This is a genomic window from Streptococcus porcinus (genome assembly GCF_900475415.1).
Taxonomy (GTDB): domain Bacteria; phylum Bacillota; class Bacilli; order Lactobacillales; family Streptococcaceae; genus Streptococcus; species Streptococcus porcinus.
This window is the reverse complement of record NZ_LS483388.1, coordinates 922,346-937,981: the sequence shown is the minus strand read 5'-3', so window position 1 is coordinate 937,981 and position 15,636 is coordinate 922,346. Positions and strand designations below refer to the sequence as shown.

At 37.1% G+C, this 15,636-nt stretch carries 24 protein-coding genes; all 24 read right to left on the bottom strand.

Translation table 11 applies throughout. From position 1 onward, the window contains the following. Positions 1 to 5: 5 nt before the first annotated feature. Entirely contained in the window at positions 6 to 1,535 is a 1,530-nt protein-coding gene (locus tag DQM45_RS04745; RefSeq protein ID WP_003084640.1) for a distal tail protein Dit, read from the bottom strand. Next, positions 1,535 to 4,003, bottom strand: a complete 2,469-nt coding sequence (locus DQM45_RS04740; protein ID WP_003083000.1) for a phage tail protein — start codon at positions 4,001 to 4,003, stop codon at positions 1,535 to 1,537. Before DQM45_RS04740 ends, DQM45_RS04745 begins: the two co-directional genes overlap by 1 nt. After that, positions 4,003 to 4,368, bottom strand: a complete 366-nt coding sequence (locus DQM45_RS04735; protein WP_003085800.1) for a DUF5361 domain-containing protein — start codon at positions 4,366 to 4,368, stop codon at positions 4,003 to 4,005. The genes DQM45_RS04740 and DQM45_RS04735 overlap by 1 nt, the downstream gene beginning before the upstream one ends. A gap of 14 nt (positions 4,369 to 4,382) precedes the next feature. After that, positions 4,383 to 4,643: a hypothetical protein gene (locus tag DQM45_RS04730; protein WP_003083704.1), complete on the bottom strand. Its 261-nt coding sequence runs from the start codon at positions 4,641 to 4,643 to the stop codon at positions 4,383 to 4,385. Beyond that, positions 4,640 to 5,197 (bottom strand): phage tail tube protein, encoded by a 558-nt coding sequence (locus DQM45_RS04725; RefSeq protein WP_003085353.1) that lies wholly within the window; start codon positions 5,195 to 5,197, stop codon positions 4,640 to 4,642. The genes DQM45_RS04730 and DQM45_RS04725 overlap by 4 nt, the downstream gene beginning before the upstream one ends. A gap of 12 nt (positions 5,198 to 5,209) precedes the next feature. Continuing rightward, complete coding sequence (locus DQM45_RS04720) at positions 5,210 to 5,545, bottom strand: hypothetical protein (protein ID WP_003084965.1); 336 nt, start codon at positions 5,543 to 5,545, stop codon at positions 5,210 to 5,212. Then, the gene (locus tag DQM45_RS04715) at positions 5,542 to 5,781 is read right to left on the bottom strand and encodes a hypothetical protein (protein WP_039984522.1); all 240 of its coding nucleotides are present in this window, start codon (positions 5,779 to 5,781) and stop codon (positions 5,542 to 5,544) included. Before DQM45_RS04715 ends, DQM45_RS04720 begins: the two co-directional genes overlap by 4 nt. Then, positions 5,774 to 6,112: a hypothetical protein gene (locus DQM45_RS04710; RefSeq protein ID WP_003084841.1), complete on the bottom strand. Its 339-nt coding sequence runs from the start codon at positions 6,110 to 6,112 to the stop codon at positions 5,774 to 5,776. Before DQM45_RS04710 ends, DQM45_RS04715 begins: the two co-directional genes overlap by 8 nt. Further along, complete coding sequence (locus DQM45_RS04705) at positions 6,072 to 6,494, bottom strand: phage Gp19/Gp15/Gp42 family protein (RefSeq protein ID WP_003082854.1); 423 nt, start codon at positions 6,492 to 6,494, stop codon at positions 6,072 to 6,074. The genes DQM45_RS04710 and DQM45_RS04705 overlap by 41 nt, the downstream gene beginning before the upstream one ends. A gap of 21 nt (positions 6,495 to 6,515) precedes the next feature. Then, complete coding sequence (locus DQM45_RS10285; RefSeq protein WP_003083318.1) at positions 6,516 to 6,638, bottom strand: hypothetical protein; 123 nt, start codon at positions 6,636 to 6,638, stop codon at positions 6,516 to 6,518. Then, on the bottom strand, positions 6,638 to 7,543 hold the full coding sequence (locus DQM45_RS04700) for a phage major capsid protein (protein WP_003084804.1): 906 nt from the start codon (positions 7,541 to 7,543) through the stop codon (positions 6,638 to 6,640). Before DQM45_RS04700 ends, DQM45_RS10285 begins: the two co-directional genes overlap by 1 nt. Before the next feature lie 4 nt (positions 7,544 to 7,547). Next, complete coding sequence (locus DQM45_RS04695; protein WP_003085856.1) at positions 7,548 to 8,012, bottom strand: capsid assembly scaffolding protein Gp46 family protein; 465 nt, start codon at positions 8,010 to 8,012, stop codon at positions 7,548 to 7,550. 78 nt (positions 8,013 to 8,090) lie between these two features. Beyond that, positions 8,091 to 9,503: a DEAD/DEAH box helicase family protein gene (locus DQM45_RS04690; protein ID WP_003083233.1), complete on the bottom strand. Its 1,413-nt coding sequence runs from the start codon at positions 9,501 to 9,503 to the stop codon at positions 8,091 to 8,093. Positions 9,504 to 9,581: 78 nt separating this feature from the next. Continuing rightward, positions 9,582 to 10,268: a hypothetical protein gene (locus tag DQM45_RS04685; protein WP_003082637.1), complete on the bottom strand. Its 687-nt coding sequence runs from the start codon at positions 10,266 to 10,268 to the stop codon at positions 9,582 to 9,584. Beyond that, positions 10,261 to 11,529 (bottom strand): phage portal protein, encoded by a 1,269-nt coding sequence (locus DQM45_RS04680; protein ID WP_003084869.1) that lies wholly within the window; start codon positions 11,527 to 11,529, stop codon positions 10,261 to 10,263. The genes DQM45_RS04685 and DQM45_RS04680 overlap by 8 nt, the downstream gene beginning before the upstream one ends. Further along, positions 11,526 to 11,882: a hypothetical protein gene (locus DQM45_RS04675; RefSeq protein WP_039984519.1), complete on the bottom strand. Its 357-nt coding sequence runs from the start codon at positions 11,880 to 11,882 to the stop codon at positions 11,526 to 11,528. Before DQM45_RS04675 ends, DQM45_RS04680 begins: the two co-directional genes overlap by 4 nt. A gap of 143 nt (positions 11,883 to 12,025) precedes the next feature. Continuing rightward, positions 12,026 to 12,379 (bottom strand): HNH endonuclease signature motif containing protein, encoded by a 354-nt coding sequence (locus DQM45_RS04670; RefSeq protein ID WP_003084109.1) that lies wholly within the window; start codon positions 12,377 to 12,379, stop codon positions 12,026 to 12,028. Between the two features lie 410 nt (positions 12,380 to 12,789). Then, positions 12,790 to 13,209, bottom strand: coding sequence for a DUF1492 domain-containing protein (locus DQM45_RS04665; RefSeq protein WP_003084147.1), 420 nt, complete (start codon positions 13,207 to 13,209; stop codon positions 12,790 to 12,792). 257 nt (positions 13,210 to 13,466) lie between these two features. Further along, the gene (locus DQM45_RS04660) at positions 13,467 to 13,838 is read right to left on the bottom strand and encodes a hypothetical protein (protein WP_003085855.1); all 372 of its coding nucleotides are present in this window, start codon (positions 13,836 to 13,838) and stop codon (positions 13,467 to 13,469) included. After that, positions 13,835 to 13,990 (bottom strand): hypothetical protein, encoded by a 156-nt coding sequence (locus tag DQM45_RS10145; RefSeq protein WP_003083626.1) that lies wholly within the window; start codon positions 13,988 to 13,990, stop codon positions 13,835 to 13,837. The genes DQM45_RS04660 and DQM45_RS10145 overlap by 4 nt, the downstream gene beginning before the upstream one ends. 146 nt (positions 13,991 to 14,136) lie before the next feature. Further along, positions 14,137 to 14,598 carry a hypothetical protein gene (locus tag DQM45_RS10140; protein ID WP_039984518.1) on the bottom strand — a complete coding sequence of 154 codons (462 nt, stop codon included), beginning with the start codon at positions 14,596 to 14,598 and terminating at the stop codon, positions 14,137 to 14,139. Then, positions 14,595 to 15,173, bottom strand: a complete 579-nt coding sequence (locus tag DQM45_RS04650) for a DUF1642 domain-containing protein (protein WP_003084905.1) — start codon at positions 15,171 to 15,173, stop codon at positions 14,595 to 14,597. The genes DQM45_RS10140 and DQM45_RS04650 overlap by 4 nt, the downstream gene beginning before the upstream one ends. After that, positions 15,163 to 15,405 carry a hypothetical protein gene (locus DQM45_RS04645; protein WP_039984515.1) on the bottom strand — a complete coding sequence of 81 codons (243 nt, stop codon included), beginning with the start codon at positions 15,403 to 15,405 and terminating at the stop codon, positions 15,163 to 15,165. The genes DQM45_RS04650 and DQM45_RS04645 overlap by 11 nt, the downstream gene beginning before the upstream one ends. 51 nt (positions 15,406 to 15,456) lie before the next feature. After that, positions 15,457 to 15,633 carry a hypothetical protein gene (locus tag DQM45_RS10135; RefSeq protein ID WP_003082837.1) on the bottom strand — a complete coding sequence of 59 codons (177 nt, stop codon included), beginning with the start codon at positions 15,631 to 15,633 and terminating at the stop codon, positions 15,457 to 15,459. Positions 15,634 to 15,636 lie beyond the last annotated feature (3 nt).

The following is a 15,636-nucleotide window of genomic DNA, read 5'->3' as shown; positions in this document are numbered from 1 at the left end:
ATTTTTTACAAGAACCTTTCTTCAAAATCAATTGTTATTTCAGGTATCACCGAAATCCAACTAGACAAGTGAATGACAAACTCTGATGTTCCTGGTGGAATAGTTAACGGTTCTGAACCAAGCAACATGTCTTGGATACTATCAACATCTTTAGTCTCCACAGAGTCGTCTTCAAAATTAATAACGACTTTATCACCTGGTTGATATTTGTTTACGATATTGTTGTAATGAGAAACTCCCATTTTTTCAAATCGTAGTTTTTCAAAAAGCATGTAGTCAATGTATTTTCTACTGTCTGAGCAAGTCCCCATAGCCAAATGGACTTTCCGTGACTTTTTACCTCTAAGCGACGGTACTGATACTGGATAGTGTTTACCATCAAAGAAAATCCTGAACTTATCTTCTTCCCTAAAAATTTCAGTAGCACGACCTCGTGACATACTGAATGGATTTCGTTTGCTATTTTCAGATGAGAATGTAAATTTTTTATAAAATCTCCATCCGATCCCGTCATCATCTAGTGCAAAAAAGTTATATTCAGTTTCTGTACCATTTTTACGTTTATATGTTTCGATCCCGTAAAGGAATTCTTCTGTACCATCTTCTTTGATTCCTGACACACACATTTTAAGGAACCCTTTGCGGTCTTGATTGACTGCAATAAATACTTGAGACCACCACAAATGCTCATTGAGTGTATATTCTCCGTTCGAATCAGGAGCAATATCCCAAGTTAGTGTTCCTTCATGCTCTCCGTAACCTGGTGTTGTCCCACGATTGCCGATAACAACATATTCTCCACCTTTACCAGAACCAAGAATATTATCAAATCTCATGCGCTTTAGCTCTGTGTCATAAGTAGGTGCCATATAATTGAGAACGCCAACATTTTTAGCGCCTTCTAATGACTGAGCAATGGCTTTCGAATAATCAAAAAGGACCTCGTTTTTTGTAACGATGGCCCCATCTTCAGCTTCAGGCGACCCTAAAGCAAAAACTCCTGTTTGGTTAGCTAAACCAATATATCCGTTTTCGGAATTATGCTTGATAGTAATAATTGGTAGTGCCTCTTCAGTTCCATTATTTTCAATTTGGAAAGTTAATTTATTACCGTCTAGCGTGTAGTTTTGAACTCGTTTATAGACATTACTTCTAGCGACACCTTCTGGAATGACAAACGTAATTTTGCCACTACCGTTCAATTTAATTTCATCGAAATCAAGGTCATTTACGGGAATAGCCATAAAATATCTGTCCGGAGCGATATCAAATCTTAATTTTTTAGGCTCTTTCAATCTTAATGCGAGTTGAAAAGCATCATAATCATTGATAGTTTCATACTTTACATAAAATGGCACTTCAATCACCTTATGACCGTAGCTTGTACCTAAGAAAATAGATCCATTGCTATCGTCAAAATTTTTCAAGTCAAGCTTTTTATCGCTACCTTTAAAAATAGTGAAACCTGGTTTGATAGTAATCCATTGTGTTAATTCGATATCGTTAAGATATGCTCTAACTGTTTTATATGACATTAATTAACGATACCTCTCATTCTATTCATTTGATCCTTTAAAAGTGATTGCCGTTCTTCTACTGGCTGAGCGATAGCCTTGGCAATTTCTCTTTCGTTGATCTTCATTGATACATTAATTGGACGACCAGCTAAATCGGAAATAGCTTTGAGTAAATCAAAATTATTTTGAAATTCTGATGGTGTGGCGCTTACTTGATATGCAAGTTGACCACTAGCCACTTGGCTAGCAATTTGACCTGTCATGCTTAAAGGCATTTCTGTTGCAAGTTGAGGTGTCCCAAAAGCACTTTGAAGCTCGTCAGCCATACTTGTAACAGTCCCTTTTACAGTTGCAAAGTTATCTTTTAATCCTTTATGTAAGCCATCCATTATCGCATTTCCGGCCGGAATAAGTAACTTTTTGTCATATTCAATAGGGCCTTTGTTATCTTTTATCCACTCAGCTATACCGCCAACAAATCCCGTGACAGCATCCCAACCGCTTTTCAAGCCTGCTAAGAAACTATCAATAATAGCCCTCCCAGCCTCGAAAAGATTTATATTTTTGACGCTGTTAAAAGTAGCCTTTATGTTGTTTACCCAACCTATCACTATTCTGCTCACATTTGATACTGTTCCGCCAAAATTTGTAAATACATTGATAACAAAATTAATAGCGCTACGAATAGCACCACTAACAGACGAGATGACATTTCCTGCTACCGTAAACGCAGACGAAATCATATTTTTTATTATTGTAGCTGTATTACCAAGATTGCTAAAAACAGTCTTTGTAAAGTTAATAGCACCTGAAATAATCGTGCTTGATGTTGTAATAGCGGACTGCATATTAGCCCACGCCGATGAAATCATAGATCCCATTCCTTGCCCAGCTGTGCTTAGATTGCTAAATAAGCCGATAACAAAACCTATTTTTTCTGCTAGCCAGCTTAAAGCTGGCTCTAAAGCGAGAAAACCATCTACAAGCAGCTTAATTACAGGTGTTAAAACTTCAATCGCTATTTTAATAAGATCGAATGCTCCAGCAACACCAGTAAGAATTCCAGACAGAATGCCACCTAAAAATGAGCCAATAATTTGGAAAGCTGGCGTCAAAGCCTTTGACAAAACGGAGGCTAACGGCTGAATAGCATTCCACAAACCAAGAAAGGATGAAGAAACTTTTTCAATGGCCGGACTCGAAATAGTCATAAATCGTTTAAAACCAGTTGTTAAAGCTGGTAGGATTGATGTGACTATAGATTTAATACCGCTAAAATCAAGTTTTGAAAATCCACTTGTTATTTTCTGGATCAAAGGGATTATAAGACCGCCAACAGAATTTATGACGCTTGGAATTTGTCCTATGAAAGTATTTATAGTTGTTCCGATTTGTTCGGCTATATTTACTATTTCTTTTGATGTTCTGGGACTAAAGCCCAAACTTTCCAATAAGTCGCTATTATCTTTTTTGCTAAGCGAGCCAAAAGCCATATCGTAAAAAGTGTTGATAACTTCGTTGACTTTTGTCAGTTCTTTCATCATCTGAGATGCAATACTATTGCCAAAAACGCTTTGCAAGCCCTCTTTGATAACCGTACCTAAAATAACCGGTATTCCAGTCAACACATTTTTTAACATCGGTATAAAATTACCTACAACAAATGTGTAAGTTGTTTTCCCTAATGCTTCTAGTGAAGGTTTTATGTCTTCTCCTAACGCTAATTTGCCTAAAAGATTACTAGCTGAAGATTTCATAGCGTTTAACGAACCTGAGAAAGTGTGCTCCGCCTCTCTTGCGGTAGTTCCAGTAATTCCAATTTCCTTTTGGACTTCGTGGATTGCTTGATAAACATCAGATAAGTTACTCATGTCATACTTCTTGCCAGTTAATTTTTCGGCGTCTTGAAGCAATCTCTTCATTTCCTCTTTTGTACCACCATAACCAAGTTTTAAGTTATCAAGCATGGTGTAATTCTGCTTAGCAAATCCTTGGTAGGCGTACTGTATGGACTCCATTGAAGTTCCCATTTTATTTGAGTTATCCGCCATGTCGATCATCGCCATGTTTGCTATATTAGCTGCTTTTTTAGTATCTCCTCCTAAAGATTGCAGAAGACTTGCGGAAAATCCTGTTACATTCTCCATATATGCATTCGCAGACAAACCAGCTGTCTTATATGCTGCATCTGCGTATTTTTTAACAATAGTCGCATTTTCTTTAAACAAAGTTTCAACTCCGCCCAAAGATTGTTGCAGAGCTGCACCTTCTGTTATTGATGATTTTATCGCATCTCCAATAAGCTTCCCTATCCCAGCTGCTGCAACTATTCCCGCTAAAGTTTTGACAATATTTCCGCCAATTAGCGAGCCTGCACTAGCTCCGGCGCTTGATGCTTCGGGGTCTAATTGCTTACTAATTGATCCGCTTATCCCTTTTGCCGAAGGCATTATCTGCACATATGCTTGACCTAATTCAATCGCCATCAGTTCCCTCCTTTCGTAATGTATTTTTGTCTTACTTTCATAAAGTCCTCACCAGTTTCAAAAGATGTAATCTCTTCTTGTGACTTCGCATTAACTGACTCAATGACGGATTTTGGCTGATTAATGCCTTTTTGCCCGTCTTTGGTTTTAGACCACAACAGAATGCTCAATCTGTCTAAAATTCCAGCTATAAGCGTCTGCTCAACTGTTAGTTTTTCTTCAGACATTAACATTCTGACCCGTGAATTTTCCCTTAAACCAGCAGAAAAGACAGCTACCAAGTCCGCTGGCAACTGTCTGTAATCGTATATGTGATAAGTTTCTGCTAAATCACAAATAAGAGCGTCTTCATCTGCTTTTATCATTTTGGCGAGGACAATTAGTTTTTTAATGTTTTTTGACTTTCGAAGATTTCAGCGATTTCTTCATTGATTTTTTCTAGATCAACAAGGCCTTCGCTATCTCGTACATGATCTTTTAATTTGTCTGCCAGCTCTTCTCCTAGCATAACTTTAACCAATTTAGGCAACAATAAAGGATTTTTGTCAACGTCTGCTAGGAGTTCAACTAGCTCATAGTTTTTGAGGCGAGCCTCTGAAATTTTATATTCAAATCCTGATTTTGTGGTACCGATTATCATAGAGGTGTACCTCCAATATACTCATAATGAGTATTGCCTTTTGAATCAGGCAAAGCTTGGACGGTTAGTTCGTAACCGACTGGCTCGCCATCGACATACTTGATTTCAGCCATTTCTTTGATTTTGGCGATTGGGATAACAATGCGTTTAAATTGCCCTCTAACTTCCATCTCAATGACAACGACATGATCTATTTTTTCCTTAGAATTAACAGATATTTTGATTCCTTCTTCGAGGGTGCCAGTAACATTTTTTTCACCGTAAACCTCTTTTAAAACCTCAACATTGAGAGCTTCGATCAATTTATATGTAAATGTATCAGATGTTCCCGTTTGTGGTGTAAGAACTGTATCTCCTCCCCACGCCTTTATTTCTTCGGTATCTGTTGTCATTTCGTTGGTTAGTCCATCATCGGAAACATATCCTAGCGATTTAAACGCTGGATCTAATTCTGTTTTTGCGTCTGTTGGTAATGTTGATCCTGCCGGAGCTGACCAAATCGCGCCTCCAATTTTAGGTTTACCAGCAACAACTTTAGTAGAATCTGTAGCCATTTTTTCTCCTTTTTAATAGTAATTTATGTCGTATACCGCTTGATAGCGATAACGTTTAGTCTGTACGTCGGTATAGTCGTAATCAGAATTGAGATGCACCCCTGAAATCTCAGGAAGTTCCTCAATTTTTTCTATAGTTTGTTTTAATTCTTCGTTTAACAACGAAGCTTTATATTTTGATTCTGCGTAACTTTGGAAAGCTATTGTTGCAGTTTTCAAATAATTCTTTTTAGTTCCACCAGTTCTATCGATTAAAACAAAAGAATCTAGTTCATTTTCTTGATGTTCATTAAAAACTGGAACATTTAAGTTTTCTGCGAGGTAATTTGTAATAATTATTTCGATCATCTATGCACCGCCTTAAGCAGAGTATTGTTTTCCATGTTGTCTTTTTTAGCTTTAATACTTGTTGCGCTTACCATCGCATTTGCTCGATTCTTACCAACATAAATGTCTTGCTCGTAGCCATCTCCCACACGATCCTTAATTGCTTTAGCATGTCCTTTTAGGACATTTTGCATTTCAGACGACTTCATGAGACTTGCTACCCCAGTTCTGTCAAGCTTAAATTTAAAATTACTCATATCTTTCGACCATCACTTTTTTATTCCATTCAAGTGGAATCAAATCTTCTATGCCTTCGACTGGCAGGCCAAAAGTTCTGAATTTCTGTCCGAAAAATCTAACTTCCTTATTTTCCCAGTTGTGAGTATCGCCTTTTGGGATTCCTAAAGTATAAACAGCCTTTTTACCAGTTAGATTTAGTTGATTTGTGATGTCATCTGAGGAAGTTGGGGCGACTAGAACATTTTCAACCTTAATTTCAGAATCGATTTTTATAGGATTGTTAAAGGCGTCTTTTCCTTGGACGACTTTATCGATTAAAGTAATCGTTATCCCTTTCAATTTCCCCATAAAGTTCAATTCCTCCATATCTTTGTTTCTTTAAGCCGAGTCTTTTCAGCTCGTTATCTTTAATAAACAGCCCGCCGCCGGGTACTAAGTAAGTACCAGACCACGAATAACCTAAAGCAGACTGGCTTTCTTGAGCCATCGGCTCTCCATTTGTTGATGTCATGAGCGTTCTTGCTACAATGTCAACAGTCACGGATTTTACGACTGTAGCAAAAAAAGGACTAGACACAATCATTGCATCTAAGTCCTTTCCAACTTTGCTAGCTTCTAATCGTAACGTGTCAGATACGACTGCTAAGAGCGCCTCTGCGCGTTTGATTTCATCAGCTGATAAATTCCTCCAAAGAAGGATAATATCGTCTGTAGTAGCGAAATTTGCCATAATAGCCACCTTTCTAGTAGGCTATTTAGCCTCTGCTTTCTTAGTAGTTTTCTTTTGCTTTTCTTCTTGCATAACTTCCCAGTCGCCAGAAAGTTCGCAGTCAGTAACAACTACTGCACCTGTTTCTTTATCTTTATATATCATTAACCTTGCACCTCCACACGAGCGAATGCTTTTTCATCAAGAATACCCCAACCAATAAACGCTTCGGTACGTAGTAAGATTTCATTATAAGCTTTAAGGTCACGTCCAGAGCCGTCAGGATCGCCGTATTCAATGATTTCCATTGGAATATTTTCTGCGTAACCCCATTTAAATTTACTTTGGAAGTCTCCGACAATTGCATGGTCTGTTTTAGCAGTACCGCCAGTTGTTGTAAGTGTTTTATTCATATCAAGTTGCATGTTGAAGAAATTATCTGGGCGTTGACCAAATCGGAATTCTGGATATGCTGGTAATTTATCAGCACCCAATTTAATTTTAGACATATCTTGGCCTGCTTGTGGGGATAATGCAATACCAGTTACTTCATTACCGTTTACGACAATAGTCGTTACTGCTGTATCGATATTTTCATCGATTGTTGCTGCATTATAAGGTACAACGTTTCCTGTAACAACTCCGTCAAATGAGTTTGTCGCTTTGAATGAGGCGTCAGTCATCGACCGAGGTTCGAGTCCGTGAATAGCTGCAATGTCAAACGCTTCTGCCATTTTTTTCGCGAACCCATCTGCATAATGTTTCAAAAAGTTTAAACGTTTTTCTTCTGATGCATATTTAAATTCATCTGTCATCCGAGCTTGATATACAAACTTCATCGGTTTAATGATTTTAGATGTTACTGTCGCAGTGCTTCCGAGTTTTTGCTCGCCCTCACCAACAATTTGAGCGTTACCATCTAAATTAAAAATAAATTGCTCTACTCCATTAAATGGGATTGGAGTTTGTCCTGATAATTTAGCAAGAGTAGAATGTCCTTGAACCTTGCTCATAATTTCTGTTACTAATTCTGGTTTAAAAAGTGTTCCTGCTTTAATTGCTTCTGCCATTTTTTTAATCTCCTGTATTAATTAAGTTTCGTGCCATTTCTGCCCAACTCGCTTCTTTCGAGTCCGAAATAGCTGGTTCGTTTGATTTTAAGGGGGGTGTTGGTTGAGAGGGTTTGATATATGATGCCAATCGTTCAGCATCTGCTTTAAATCCTTCTTCGTCATCACCTTGTAGTCGCTCGGCTAAGTCAAGTGGTAAACCATATTCGGTTGCAATACGTTGCTTAGCAGTTTGTAATCTAGTTTGATTGAGTTCGCCATTGACAGATTCTAATTGACTTGATAGTTCGTTTTTTTCTGTCTTAAGTCCTTCAATTGTTGACTGATAAGTTGCTTCTTTTGTTTCAAACTCTGCAACTTTTGTCTTCAATTCTTCGTAATCGTTATATTTCTCACGTTCTCGAGCAACACGAGCTTTAACGATTGCGTCCAGTTCTTCTTGCGAAGTAATATTTTTAAATTCTGACATGATAACGTCCTTTCTCCTGCTTTCCCGGCAGTTCGGTAATTTTTGCATTAAAAAAACACCTCAAACGAGATGCCGTATTTAATAGCTGATTCTTTGCTTTCTTTTTGGTTTTGTTGTTGAACAAACCCAGTGCGCAAGCAATACACTATCCATTAAACTAATATCTTTATCGTCATAAAGCGATTTATACCCAAAACCACCGTTAGAGCCAATTTGCCTCTTTTCGCAGTTTGTTACAACGGCGGTTAAAGACGGCTGGTCATTGTGACATATAGTCTCTTGCATGATAGCTTGTTCCCAAGTCATATTTGCAGTAATGATCTCTGACACTTTTGGCATAATTGGAGCTTTTAGTTTTTGCTCTTTCATCGTCTGAGCTAAAAGTTCTTGACCACTTGCGCCATCAACCACTACTTTTGCAATGTCAGCAGATTTCAAAAAATCAATTATCCATTGTGTCCCGTTTCTGACAGACAAGCAGTCTATAGACTCAACAAATATTTTATTTTCTTTTGTTCTTGCTGCAATAGACATAGACACATTGTTCCCATCTTGACCAAACTTAATGCCAACAAAAAGTTTTCCTGATAATTCAGGAGTTTGCTCAACTTTGAGCTTGCCCCACTCTTTTTCAGAGATGACAGATTTTTGGTTAAATGTCGGCCAGTATCCTAAACGCTGGATGTTATGGTCAATTTCATCATCGCCAAGTTCCGCCTCAATTTTCCGCTCGTTCAAGTGAAATCCCATTGATGGATTTGCAATATACCATGACTGCACATCATCAATTTTAGTCATCTCAGACACAGACCATTCAGCCCAACCAGAATATTTTTTGGCGCCTTTTAGTACTTCTTTTCGATAAGATTCAAAGACAGTGCCGGTTGACACCATTGTTGGTGGAGTTCCACACATGACTGTCATAGGATTGTCACTATCCGTGACAGTATATTTAAGAGCTGATTCTTGCTCAGAAGTATACTCTTGCGCTTCGTCTATGACTAATAAATCAAAGCCCTCACCAAGACCGCCATTTGAAGTACGAGTTCGCCATTGGATAACAGAACCACTCGACTTAAACTCTATACGCTCTTGACCTTTAGCCTTGTTGGAAATAAAATCTTCGCCATCAACATAGCCGGACATTTCCAAATATTTTTTTAGCTTTTCAAATGATGAGTGGGACGTACTTATTCTATGTGCAGTATGCAAAATTTTAAGACCTTTATGAAGACCCCAAAGCTCTAGAATATAGACAATTTCCGTTTTACCATTCCTACGCGGAATAGCATAGCCATATTTTTGATGTACCCACAAACCATCTTCATCAATAGCCATAATCGGGGAAAGCATATTTTTCTGCCAATTATAGCAACTTAAGCCGGTTTTTTCGTAGTAAAAAACAGCTTCATCAGACAAAGAAATAGAATAATGTAAATTTACCGATTGAGTCGGATGTTGATTGCCAAGTTTTGTTTTCGTAACAACCATTTTTCATTCCTTCCAATCGTATTGCATGATAACCCTGTCGCTGGGAGATAAACGGATCACGCTCCTTTTTATTTATAACTATCTCCATTGTTTTGTATAAGAATTTTGGATACCTCTTCCATCTTTAGGATGATATTCCACTATACAATCACAATTTTCGTGTCTTGCGTAAAGGCTTTTGTCTACCGGGTAAGAATAAGTTCCAGCTTTTTGTTCGCACCAATCGCAACACTTCCCGACGACATATCTTTTTATCTGTGGCTTTAGTCCTGATTTTCCGTGAAAATTAACATTCTCCATTATAAAATCGTCAACTACTGACTGAGTAAAGTTGACGATTGGGTCCTTCATTATCCACTTGATATCATCGTAGTTTTCTTCGTACGAGACACGATTAACAATTCCTTTTATTTTATCTTTGTTAAGAGAGGGTTCCCTCGGTTTGAGACCTATCTTTGCTTCTTTGTTCAACGCCGATTGCATTTGACTTGCGTATTGCGTCACTAACTTATGATTAGTACCTAATGTGTCAAACAATATACGCTCAGCGATGTTAAAATACATCTTTCCATCAGGTAATACATTCATCGTTAAATTACTTTCGAAAACGTTAGCTAGAATCTGCCCAACCTCTTTTGCAAATAAATAAGAGTTTTGAGATGTTTTGTTTTTTAGTAACTCTTTAATCTTTGGACTTGATGCATACTTAGCATTAAACTCTTTTTTTATTTTTTGCAGTAAACTTGGTACGATATCCTCAACCATTATCAACACCACCTATCAATAAATGTTCATCGTCGTCAGATCCTTTTATTCCGGTCCAGTCATAAATGACGTTTTTATCAATAAAACCTGGAACAGCTTGATTAATTTTAATAGCACCATCTCCAATCAATGACATCATAGCAGCATCTGCTTCAAACAATGGCTCCCACTTGATAACTGTATTCATAAACTGATTCCTGCTATATGGGAAATTATCTCTCAAACAAACAGCGACATAGGCCACGTTTAAGAATCCCGAAGAAAAAGAGCGCTGAGCCTTTCGCCCTGCTGCCCTTAAGTTTTCATGTGCTGCTTTAATTGCTTCAACTGATGACGGGTTATCTGAAGGGAAACCGAGATCATCTAATGTTAGACCAGAACCGCCAGCGAATAGTGAAGCATACATCTTCAAATGGTCCATGAATGGAGCCATGCTTGCAGTTGTAAATTGACCAACACTTGGACTATCTCCGTCCTCATCTTTGTCAAACGCTAACATTGTAGATACTGTAGCTTTCCACGTTTCCAAGACATCTGCCTCAGGATCAAGACCAAGTATGTATTTTTGAGGGAATGAGTAAAACTCAGCTGTAACCTCAGCACGTTCCAATGTGCGTTTAGCTGCCTTTTGATGGTACATTCCGGCTTGAGTAATGCGACTACGACCAAAAGGGCGCTTAGCATCTGGTCTGTGAATGATTGGAACCAATAAAGGCTGTCCCGTCGGATTTTCGATGAAAAATGAGTCAGCACCTTTTGGATAATAGATTGTGTATTCTTTAGTGAAGTAAGCTTCCAGTATCGGATTATCGTTTTGGTCAACTTCTAAGACTGCATAGCCTTCTGTTAATAAATATGTTGTCGGGTCTAAAATACCAGTCGCCTTACTAGCTTCGATAACTTGCAATTTAGGGAGTTCACCATTTTCACCGGGCATAATGTAAACAAAGCAACACGATGCGATTAAGGCGGATTGAATCGCAGTATCAAAGAAAATATCAGGGTTATTTGCTTGGAATATTTCCGATGCATTGAAGCCATCATTTTCAAACTCCCTAAAAATAATGCGGTCAGCTAAAGAATCAACACCTTTAGCGGTCCACTCCAAAACAGAACGGTACATCTGCTTGACAGAGTCAGGAGTAACAATGCTTCTTGTGTTATCTATGTCGTCCATCGAATAATATCTGTAACGCTTCTCGACGCCCCGTTTATAAATGCTAAGCTTCCTTTGAAGGTAGCCCATCCCCATATAGTTCATTTTCTCTCCTTAATCTTTTCTATGATTAATTGCTCAAAGTTTTCTTCGTGTATATCGATTCCCTCAACTAAATAAAGACCCTTGAAACCGAACTGCTCTTCATTTGCTAGCAAATCCTTTTTTAGTTTCTGGTAGTGCTGTAACAAGTTTCTCTTTTTCTTTGGTCTATTTCCGCTGTCTAGGTTAGCATTTTGAGAGTCTGTTTTTTCAACATTTTTTGGTTGGCGTTTCTTCTTCATTAATTCACGCTGAGTCTTCAACCGCCCTTGTTTTCTGCATTCTTCCGAACAGTAAATACTTCTGTTTGTCTCTGGCACAAACTCTTTTTGACATATAACGCATATCTTTTTCATTTACTCCCCTTTCCAAATGCTAACGTGTGAAAAAATGTACAGTGACGGCGTGAAGCTCGGCCACCAAGTCGGCTGGGTCTATATGCCCCCTAAAATCAATTCTAAGCAACTTTTGTTTTTCTTGATATAAATCATCATATTTATTATTTAGATGCGTATGACGACCAGTCTCGGCTTTGAGGAAGATTTCTATTGCCAACTGTCTTTTGGTCTTGTTGTTTGACATCAGAGTAGAGCTTATCAGACTTCTGCCGATTGCATTGCCAATGTGTTAGCTGTAAGTTATCCATTGATGATGGATGTCCGCCTTTTGCAATGGGAACGATATGATCTATTGCTGGACTTAAAGGATGAGGGTACTTAAGCGACTTATCAACTGGCTTACCACAAATCCCGCAGACGTTTACTGTCTTGAGTAGCTTTCTCTTATTTCTGTCAAATGCAACCCGGTGGGTACCTTTTTTGTCCGCCCTTAAATTTGATGTAGGGGGGGTCATTTCATTTACCTCCATAATAAAAAGCCACCAATTGTGGTGACTAACGACGTCAAGCGTCTCTCAAAACCATAAGCGATACAGTAGATTAGCACCGCTTACTCAATCTCTTTCTACACTCGGTAGATGAGTTATAGGAACAGTCGGAATCGAACCGACAAAGTGACATCTAATGTGCCAAGAGTGGCCAACTCTAGTACCTTTCCAATCACTACTCTATGTTCCCTAATTGAGATAGCAGGATTCGAACCTGCTTATCTCACATATCAAAATAACAAGTTTGATCGTAGTTAAAATTGGCGACTAATAAACAGTCCATTGACAAAATATTTATCTCTTCTTGCTATTTTGATAATACTATAATAGCATACAAATAAGTATTTATGCGTATTATTTTGTATAAATATAATATTTTAAAGTATCAATTCTAGACTTTTTTTGCCATCATTTAATATTTTAAAATACTTATTTCTGTTACCTATATCAAGTTTCTCCATAGCCTGATAGCTATCTTCACTTTCAATTGTTTTGATTAACACATGACTTTCACACAATCCTGTATTCTGTATAATTATGTTAATCATATTTTCTTTTTTGCGTTTCAACTCCTCTATTTGTTTGCTATAATAATCAGTCTTAACAATAGCATCAATATTTTTATCCTCTTGAGTTTTTCTAACGCCTCCAGAAACGCTCATATCGTTCCACTGTGGGCTTTTTATTAATGAGCGGTTCATTATATTCGAGTCGCGTTCAAGGCTCTCTATGAGCTTAGGAATGGCCTTTAAATCATTTATAAATCTGTTTGCTTTTGGTGTCTGATTTTTCCCCACAATCAAGTCTCCTTATGGTATAATGATGATAGATAGTTTTACCAAAAGGGCCTTTTGCAGGGCTCTTTTTTTGTCTTATCAGAGTAGTTAAGATACCTCATTTCTTTTTTATTTTGTCAGGTTTATAACCTTGGATAATCACTGCTAACCGATAAGCAGCTTTAGATTTGTATTGATGTAAGGAGATACCTCTTTTCTTTTTTTATTTTCGGTTAATACCAACCGAGCGAATCGAACGCTCGTGATACCGTTGTTGGTTATTTAAGTTGCATAATTAAATCAATATGTGGTGCTAGAATTACTGATAGCGAAACACAAATTATTGTAACCAAACCGGAAGCTACAAAAATAATCCCAGACCATTTGCAAACTATTTTTAATGCATCGTCTACCCATTTTGTTCCCTCTACACAGATGAATAGTGTTAATATTCCGAATATAAGCATTGCTACAAATGCAACAACTGCCGAAGTCGAAGAAATAATATCTAACACTTTCCACCATTTATATTCAATCAACAACCGCTCATAAATCTGTGGTGCATTCACATTCAGACTGCTTACTATTCTCTCTAGTTCACTAGCCGATATATCTAAAACCTTTGCTAGCGGTTTAATTAGTTCGTTCATTTAATATCCTCCCAGTATGTAAGTGTGTACCAATCATGGCTTATAGAAGAAACATCGTTTTTGAGTATAATAATATCTTCTCTTTTAATACCATTTCTTTTAATATACTTATTTAGTTTTTCTAAACCTAGGGACCTATATTTTTTAATCATTTCAACTCCTCTAAGCTAACCCACTTAAACTGTGGAAAATGTTCCGCTTCTTTGCGTGTGAGTTTAAATGCTTCAGATATTTTTTCTGTAAAGATTGCAAACTCCTCAACTATCAAATGATTAAGACTGACCATTCGTTTTTTATTTCAGTCCATGTACATATTTTTTGGTTTCTTTAATTCGTCTACAATTTCCAGAATACCCTCATATTGAATACGAGCAGTAATATCATCTGTTTTTGTTTTTTTATTCCAGTCATCAAGCAATTGATTCAAGTTTATTTTTTTCAAATTACCATCGACTGATTCCACCAATTTATCTAACTCTTTTTTGGGAATGGGATAGTAAGTATTGAGACCAAATATGGTTAGATAATGGTTGTTTAACATTTCCCACAGAATAATTGAATCTTTTCTGTTTCCGTTGATGTACGACTGATGAATCTGGGCTTTCTTTTTTAATCCAAAATTTTGTCCATCAGTACAATACCAATTACTTATAACTTTCAACTGAAATCTATTCAGTAAGTGTTGCTTCAAGATAATAGCTAATGTCGTTCTCAATGCCAAATTCCTTAAAACTACCTTTAATACAGACGGCTCTGTCATTCCGTCACCTCTTTCATAAATCCTTGTTGCCACGCCCAATCAAAATCTTTGCGGATTTCTTCCTCTGTTAGTTGATAACCTTTTTCTTTTTTCCAATCTTCTCCGAATTTTTTTACTATGACAACTTGTTTAAAACTATTCATCATAAGAACGTTAGCTTCATTTCCTATACGATTCGGATTAGGTATCTCAACAGTGTAGAGCTTCTCTTTCTCGACTGTGTAGCCGAACAAAATTGCAGTAATAAATTCATAAGCATTTTTAGTCGTCCACTCAGAAATTTTTTCATCAATAGTAAAATCCCAAGAATAAAGATCTTCTCCAAACCTGAACAGGTCATTGATAGCCCTAAAAACAAAATCAGCTCTAGCCTCTTCATCCCACTTACTATAATCTCCTTTGTGATCTTCTATCCAATCAGCCACAAACTTCGGCACTACTGGTTTTGGTTGGTCTAGTTCGATTTGGTCTAGTAATACTTTCGCATCACGTTTTTTGATCAACACATCATCATAAAAACCATGTGTATATGTTTCGATTTCTTCAAATCGAATTTTTGCTTCTTCAATCTTCATTTGTAATTACCTCCAAAGAAACTTCATGGCATTTATTGCATTCAATCCTATAGCCTGATTTGTCAATTACCAATTTATAAAAATGATTATGATTATCATCGCTATTTAGTCGCTCATACGAAAAACGAATATGATCTAAGAAATTTTCGATATTAATTACTGCATCGCCACTTCTGTTAGCTCTGAACATAAAATATTCGTTAACTATTCGCTCAATATCTTCAATCTTCATTTACTTCCTCACTATCTATTAAAATATCTCTAAGTGATATAACTTTAGCTTTCATAACATAATCATCATCATACCTGTGTTTTTAGGTGTAAGTTTAAACGCTCTGTCAATAGCTGATTGAAGACTATCAGCTATTACAACAACTTCAGTTTTATTAGCTGTTATGGAATTAGGAAAGTGTTGATTATACTCAATAATTTCCATTTTAAACTCAGTTAATATCTTCATTTG

Excerpts from the sequence above, each read along its gene's own strand:
- DQM45_RS04745 (WP_003084640.1), bottom strand. The coding sequence starts at position 1,535 with ATGTCATATAAAACAGTTAGAGCATATCTTAACGATATCGAATTAACA.
- DQM45_RS04740 (WP_003083000.1), bottom strand. The coding sequence starts at position 4,003 with ATGGCGATTGAATTAGGTCAAGCATATGTGCAGATAATGCCTTCGGCA.
- DQM45_RS04735 (WP_003085800.1), bottom strand. The coding sequence starts at position 4,368 with ATGATAAAAGCAGATGAAGACGCTCTTATTTGTGATTTAGCAGAAACT.
- DQM45_RS04730 (WP_003083704.1), bottom strand. The coding sequence starts at position 4,643 with ATGATAATCGGTACCACAAAATCAGGATTTGAATATAAAATTTCAGAG.
- DQM45_RS04725 (WP_003085353.1), bottom strand. The coding sequence starts at position 5,197 with ATGGCTACAGATTCTACTAAAGTTGTTGCTGGTAAACCTAAAATTGGA.
- DQM45_RS04720 (WP_003084965.1), bottom strand. The coding sequence starts at position 5,545 with ATGATCGAAATAATTATTACAAATTACCTCGCAGAAAACTTAAATGTT.
- DQM45_RS04715 (WP_039984522.1), bottom strand. The coding sequence starts at position 5,781 with ATGAGTAATTTTAAATTTAAGCTTGACAGAACTGGGGTAGCAAGTCTC.
- DQM45_RS04710 (WP_003084841.1), bottom strand. The coding sequence starts at position 6,112 with ATGGGGAAATTGAAAGGGATAACGATTACTTTAATCGATAAAGTCGTC.
- DQM45_RS04705 (WP_003082854.1), bottom strand. The coding sequence starts at position 6,494 with ATGGCAAATTTCGCTACTACAGACGATATTATCCTTCTTTGGAGGAAT.
- DQM45_RS10285 (WP_003083318.1), bottom strand. The coding sequence starts at position 6,638 with ATGATATATAAAGATAAAGAAACAGGTGCAGTAGTTGTTACTGACTGC.
- DQM45_RS04700 (WP_003084804.1), bottom strand. The coding sequence starts at position 7,543 with ATGGCAGAAGCAATTAAAGCAGGAACACTTTTTAAACCAGAATTAGTA.
- DQM45_RS04695 (WP_003085856.1), bottom strand. The coding sequence starts at position 8,012 with ATGTCAGAATTTAAAAATATTACTTCGCAAGAAGAACTGGACGCAATC.
- DQM45_RS04690 (WP_003083233.1), bottom strand. The coding sequence starts at position 9,503 with ATGGTTGTTACGAAAACAAAACTTGGCAATCAACATCCGACTCAATCG.
- DQM45_RS04685 (WP_003082637.1), bottom strand. The coding sequence starts at position 10,268 with ATGGTTGAGGATATCGTACCAAGTTTACTGCAAAAAATAAAAAAAGAG.
- DQM45_RS04680 (WP_003084869.1), bottom strand. The coding sequence starts at position 11,529 with ATGAACTATATGGGGATGGGCTACCTTCAAAGGAAGCTTAGCATTTAT.
- DQM45_RS04675 (WP_039984519.1), bottom strand. The coding sequence starts at position 11,882 with ATGAAAAAGATATGCGTTATATGTCAAAAAGAGTTTGTGCCAGAGACA.
- DQM45_RS04670 (WP_003084109.1), bottom strand. The coding sequence starts at position 12,379 with ATGACCCCCCCTACATCAAATTTAAGGGCGGACAAAAAAGGTACCCAC.
- DQM45_RS04660 (WP_003085855.1), bottom strand. The coding sequence starts at position 13,838 with ATGAACGAACTAATTAAACCGCTAGCAAAGGTTTTAGATATATCGGCT.
- DQM45_RS10145 (WP_003083626.1), bottom strand. The coding sequence starts at position 13,990 with ATGATTAAAAAATATAGGTCCCTAGGTTTAGAAAAACTAAATAAGTAT.
- DQM45_RS10140 (WP_039984518.1), bottom strand. The coding sequence starts at position 14,598 with ATGACAGAGCCGTCTGTATTAAAGGTAGTTTTAAGGAATTTGGCATTG.
- DQM45_RS04650 (WP_003084905.1), bottom strand. The coding sequence starts at position 15,173 with ATGAAGATTGAAGAAGCAAAAATTCGATTTGAAGAAATCGAAACATAT.
- DQM45_RS04645 (WP_039984515.1), bottom strand. The coding sequence starts at position 15,405 with ATGAAGATTGAAGATATTGAGCGAATAGTTAACGAATATTTTATGTTC.
- DQM45_RS10135 (WP_003082837.1), bottom strand. The coding sequence starts at position 15,633 with ATGAAGATATTAACTGAGTTTAAAATGGAAATTATTGAGTATAATCAA.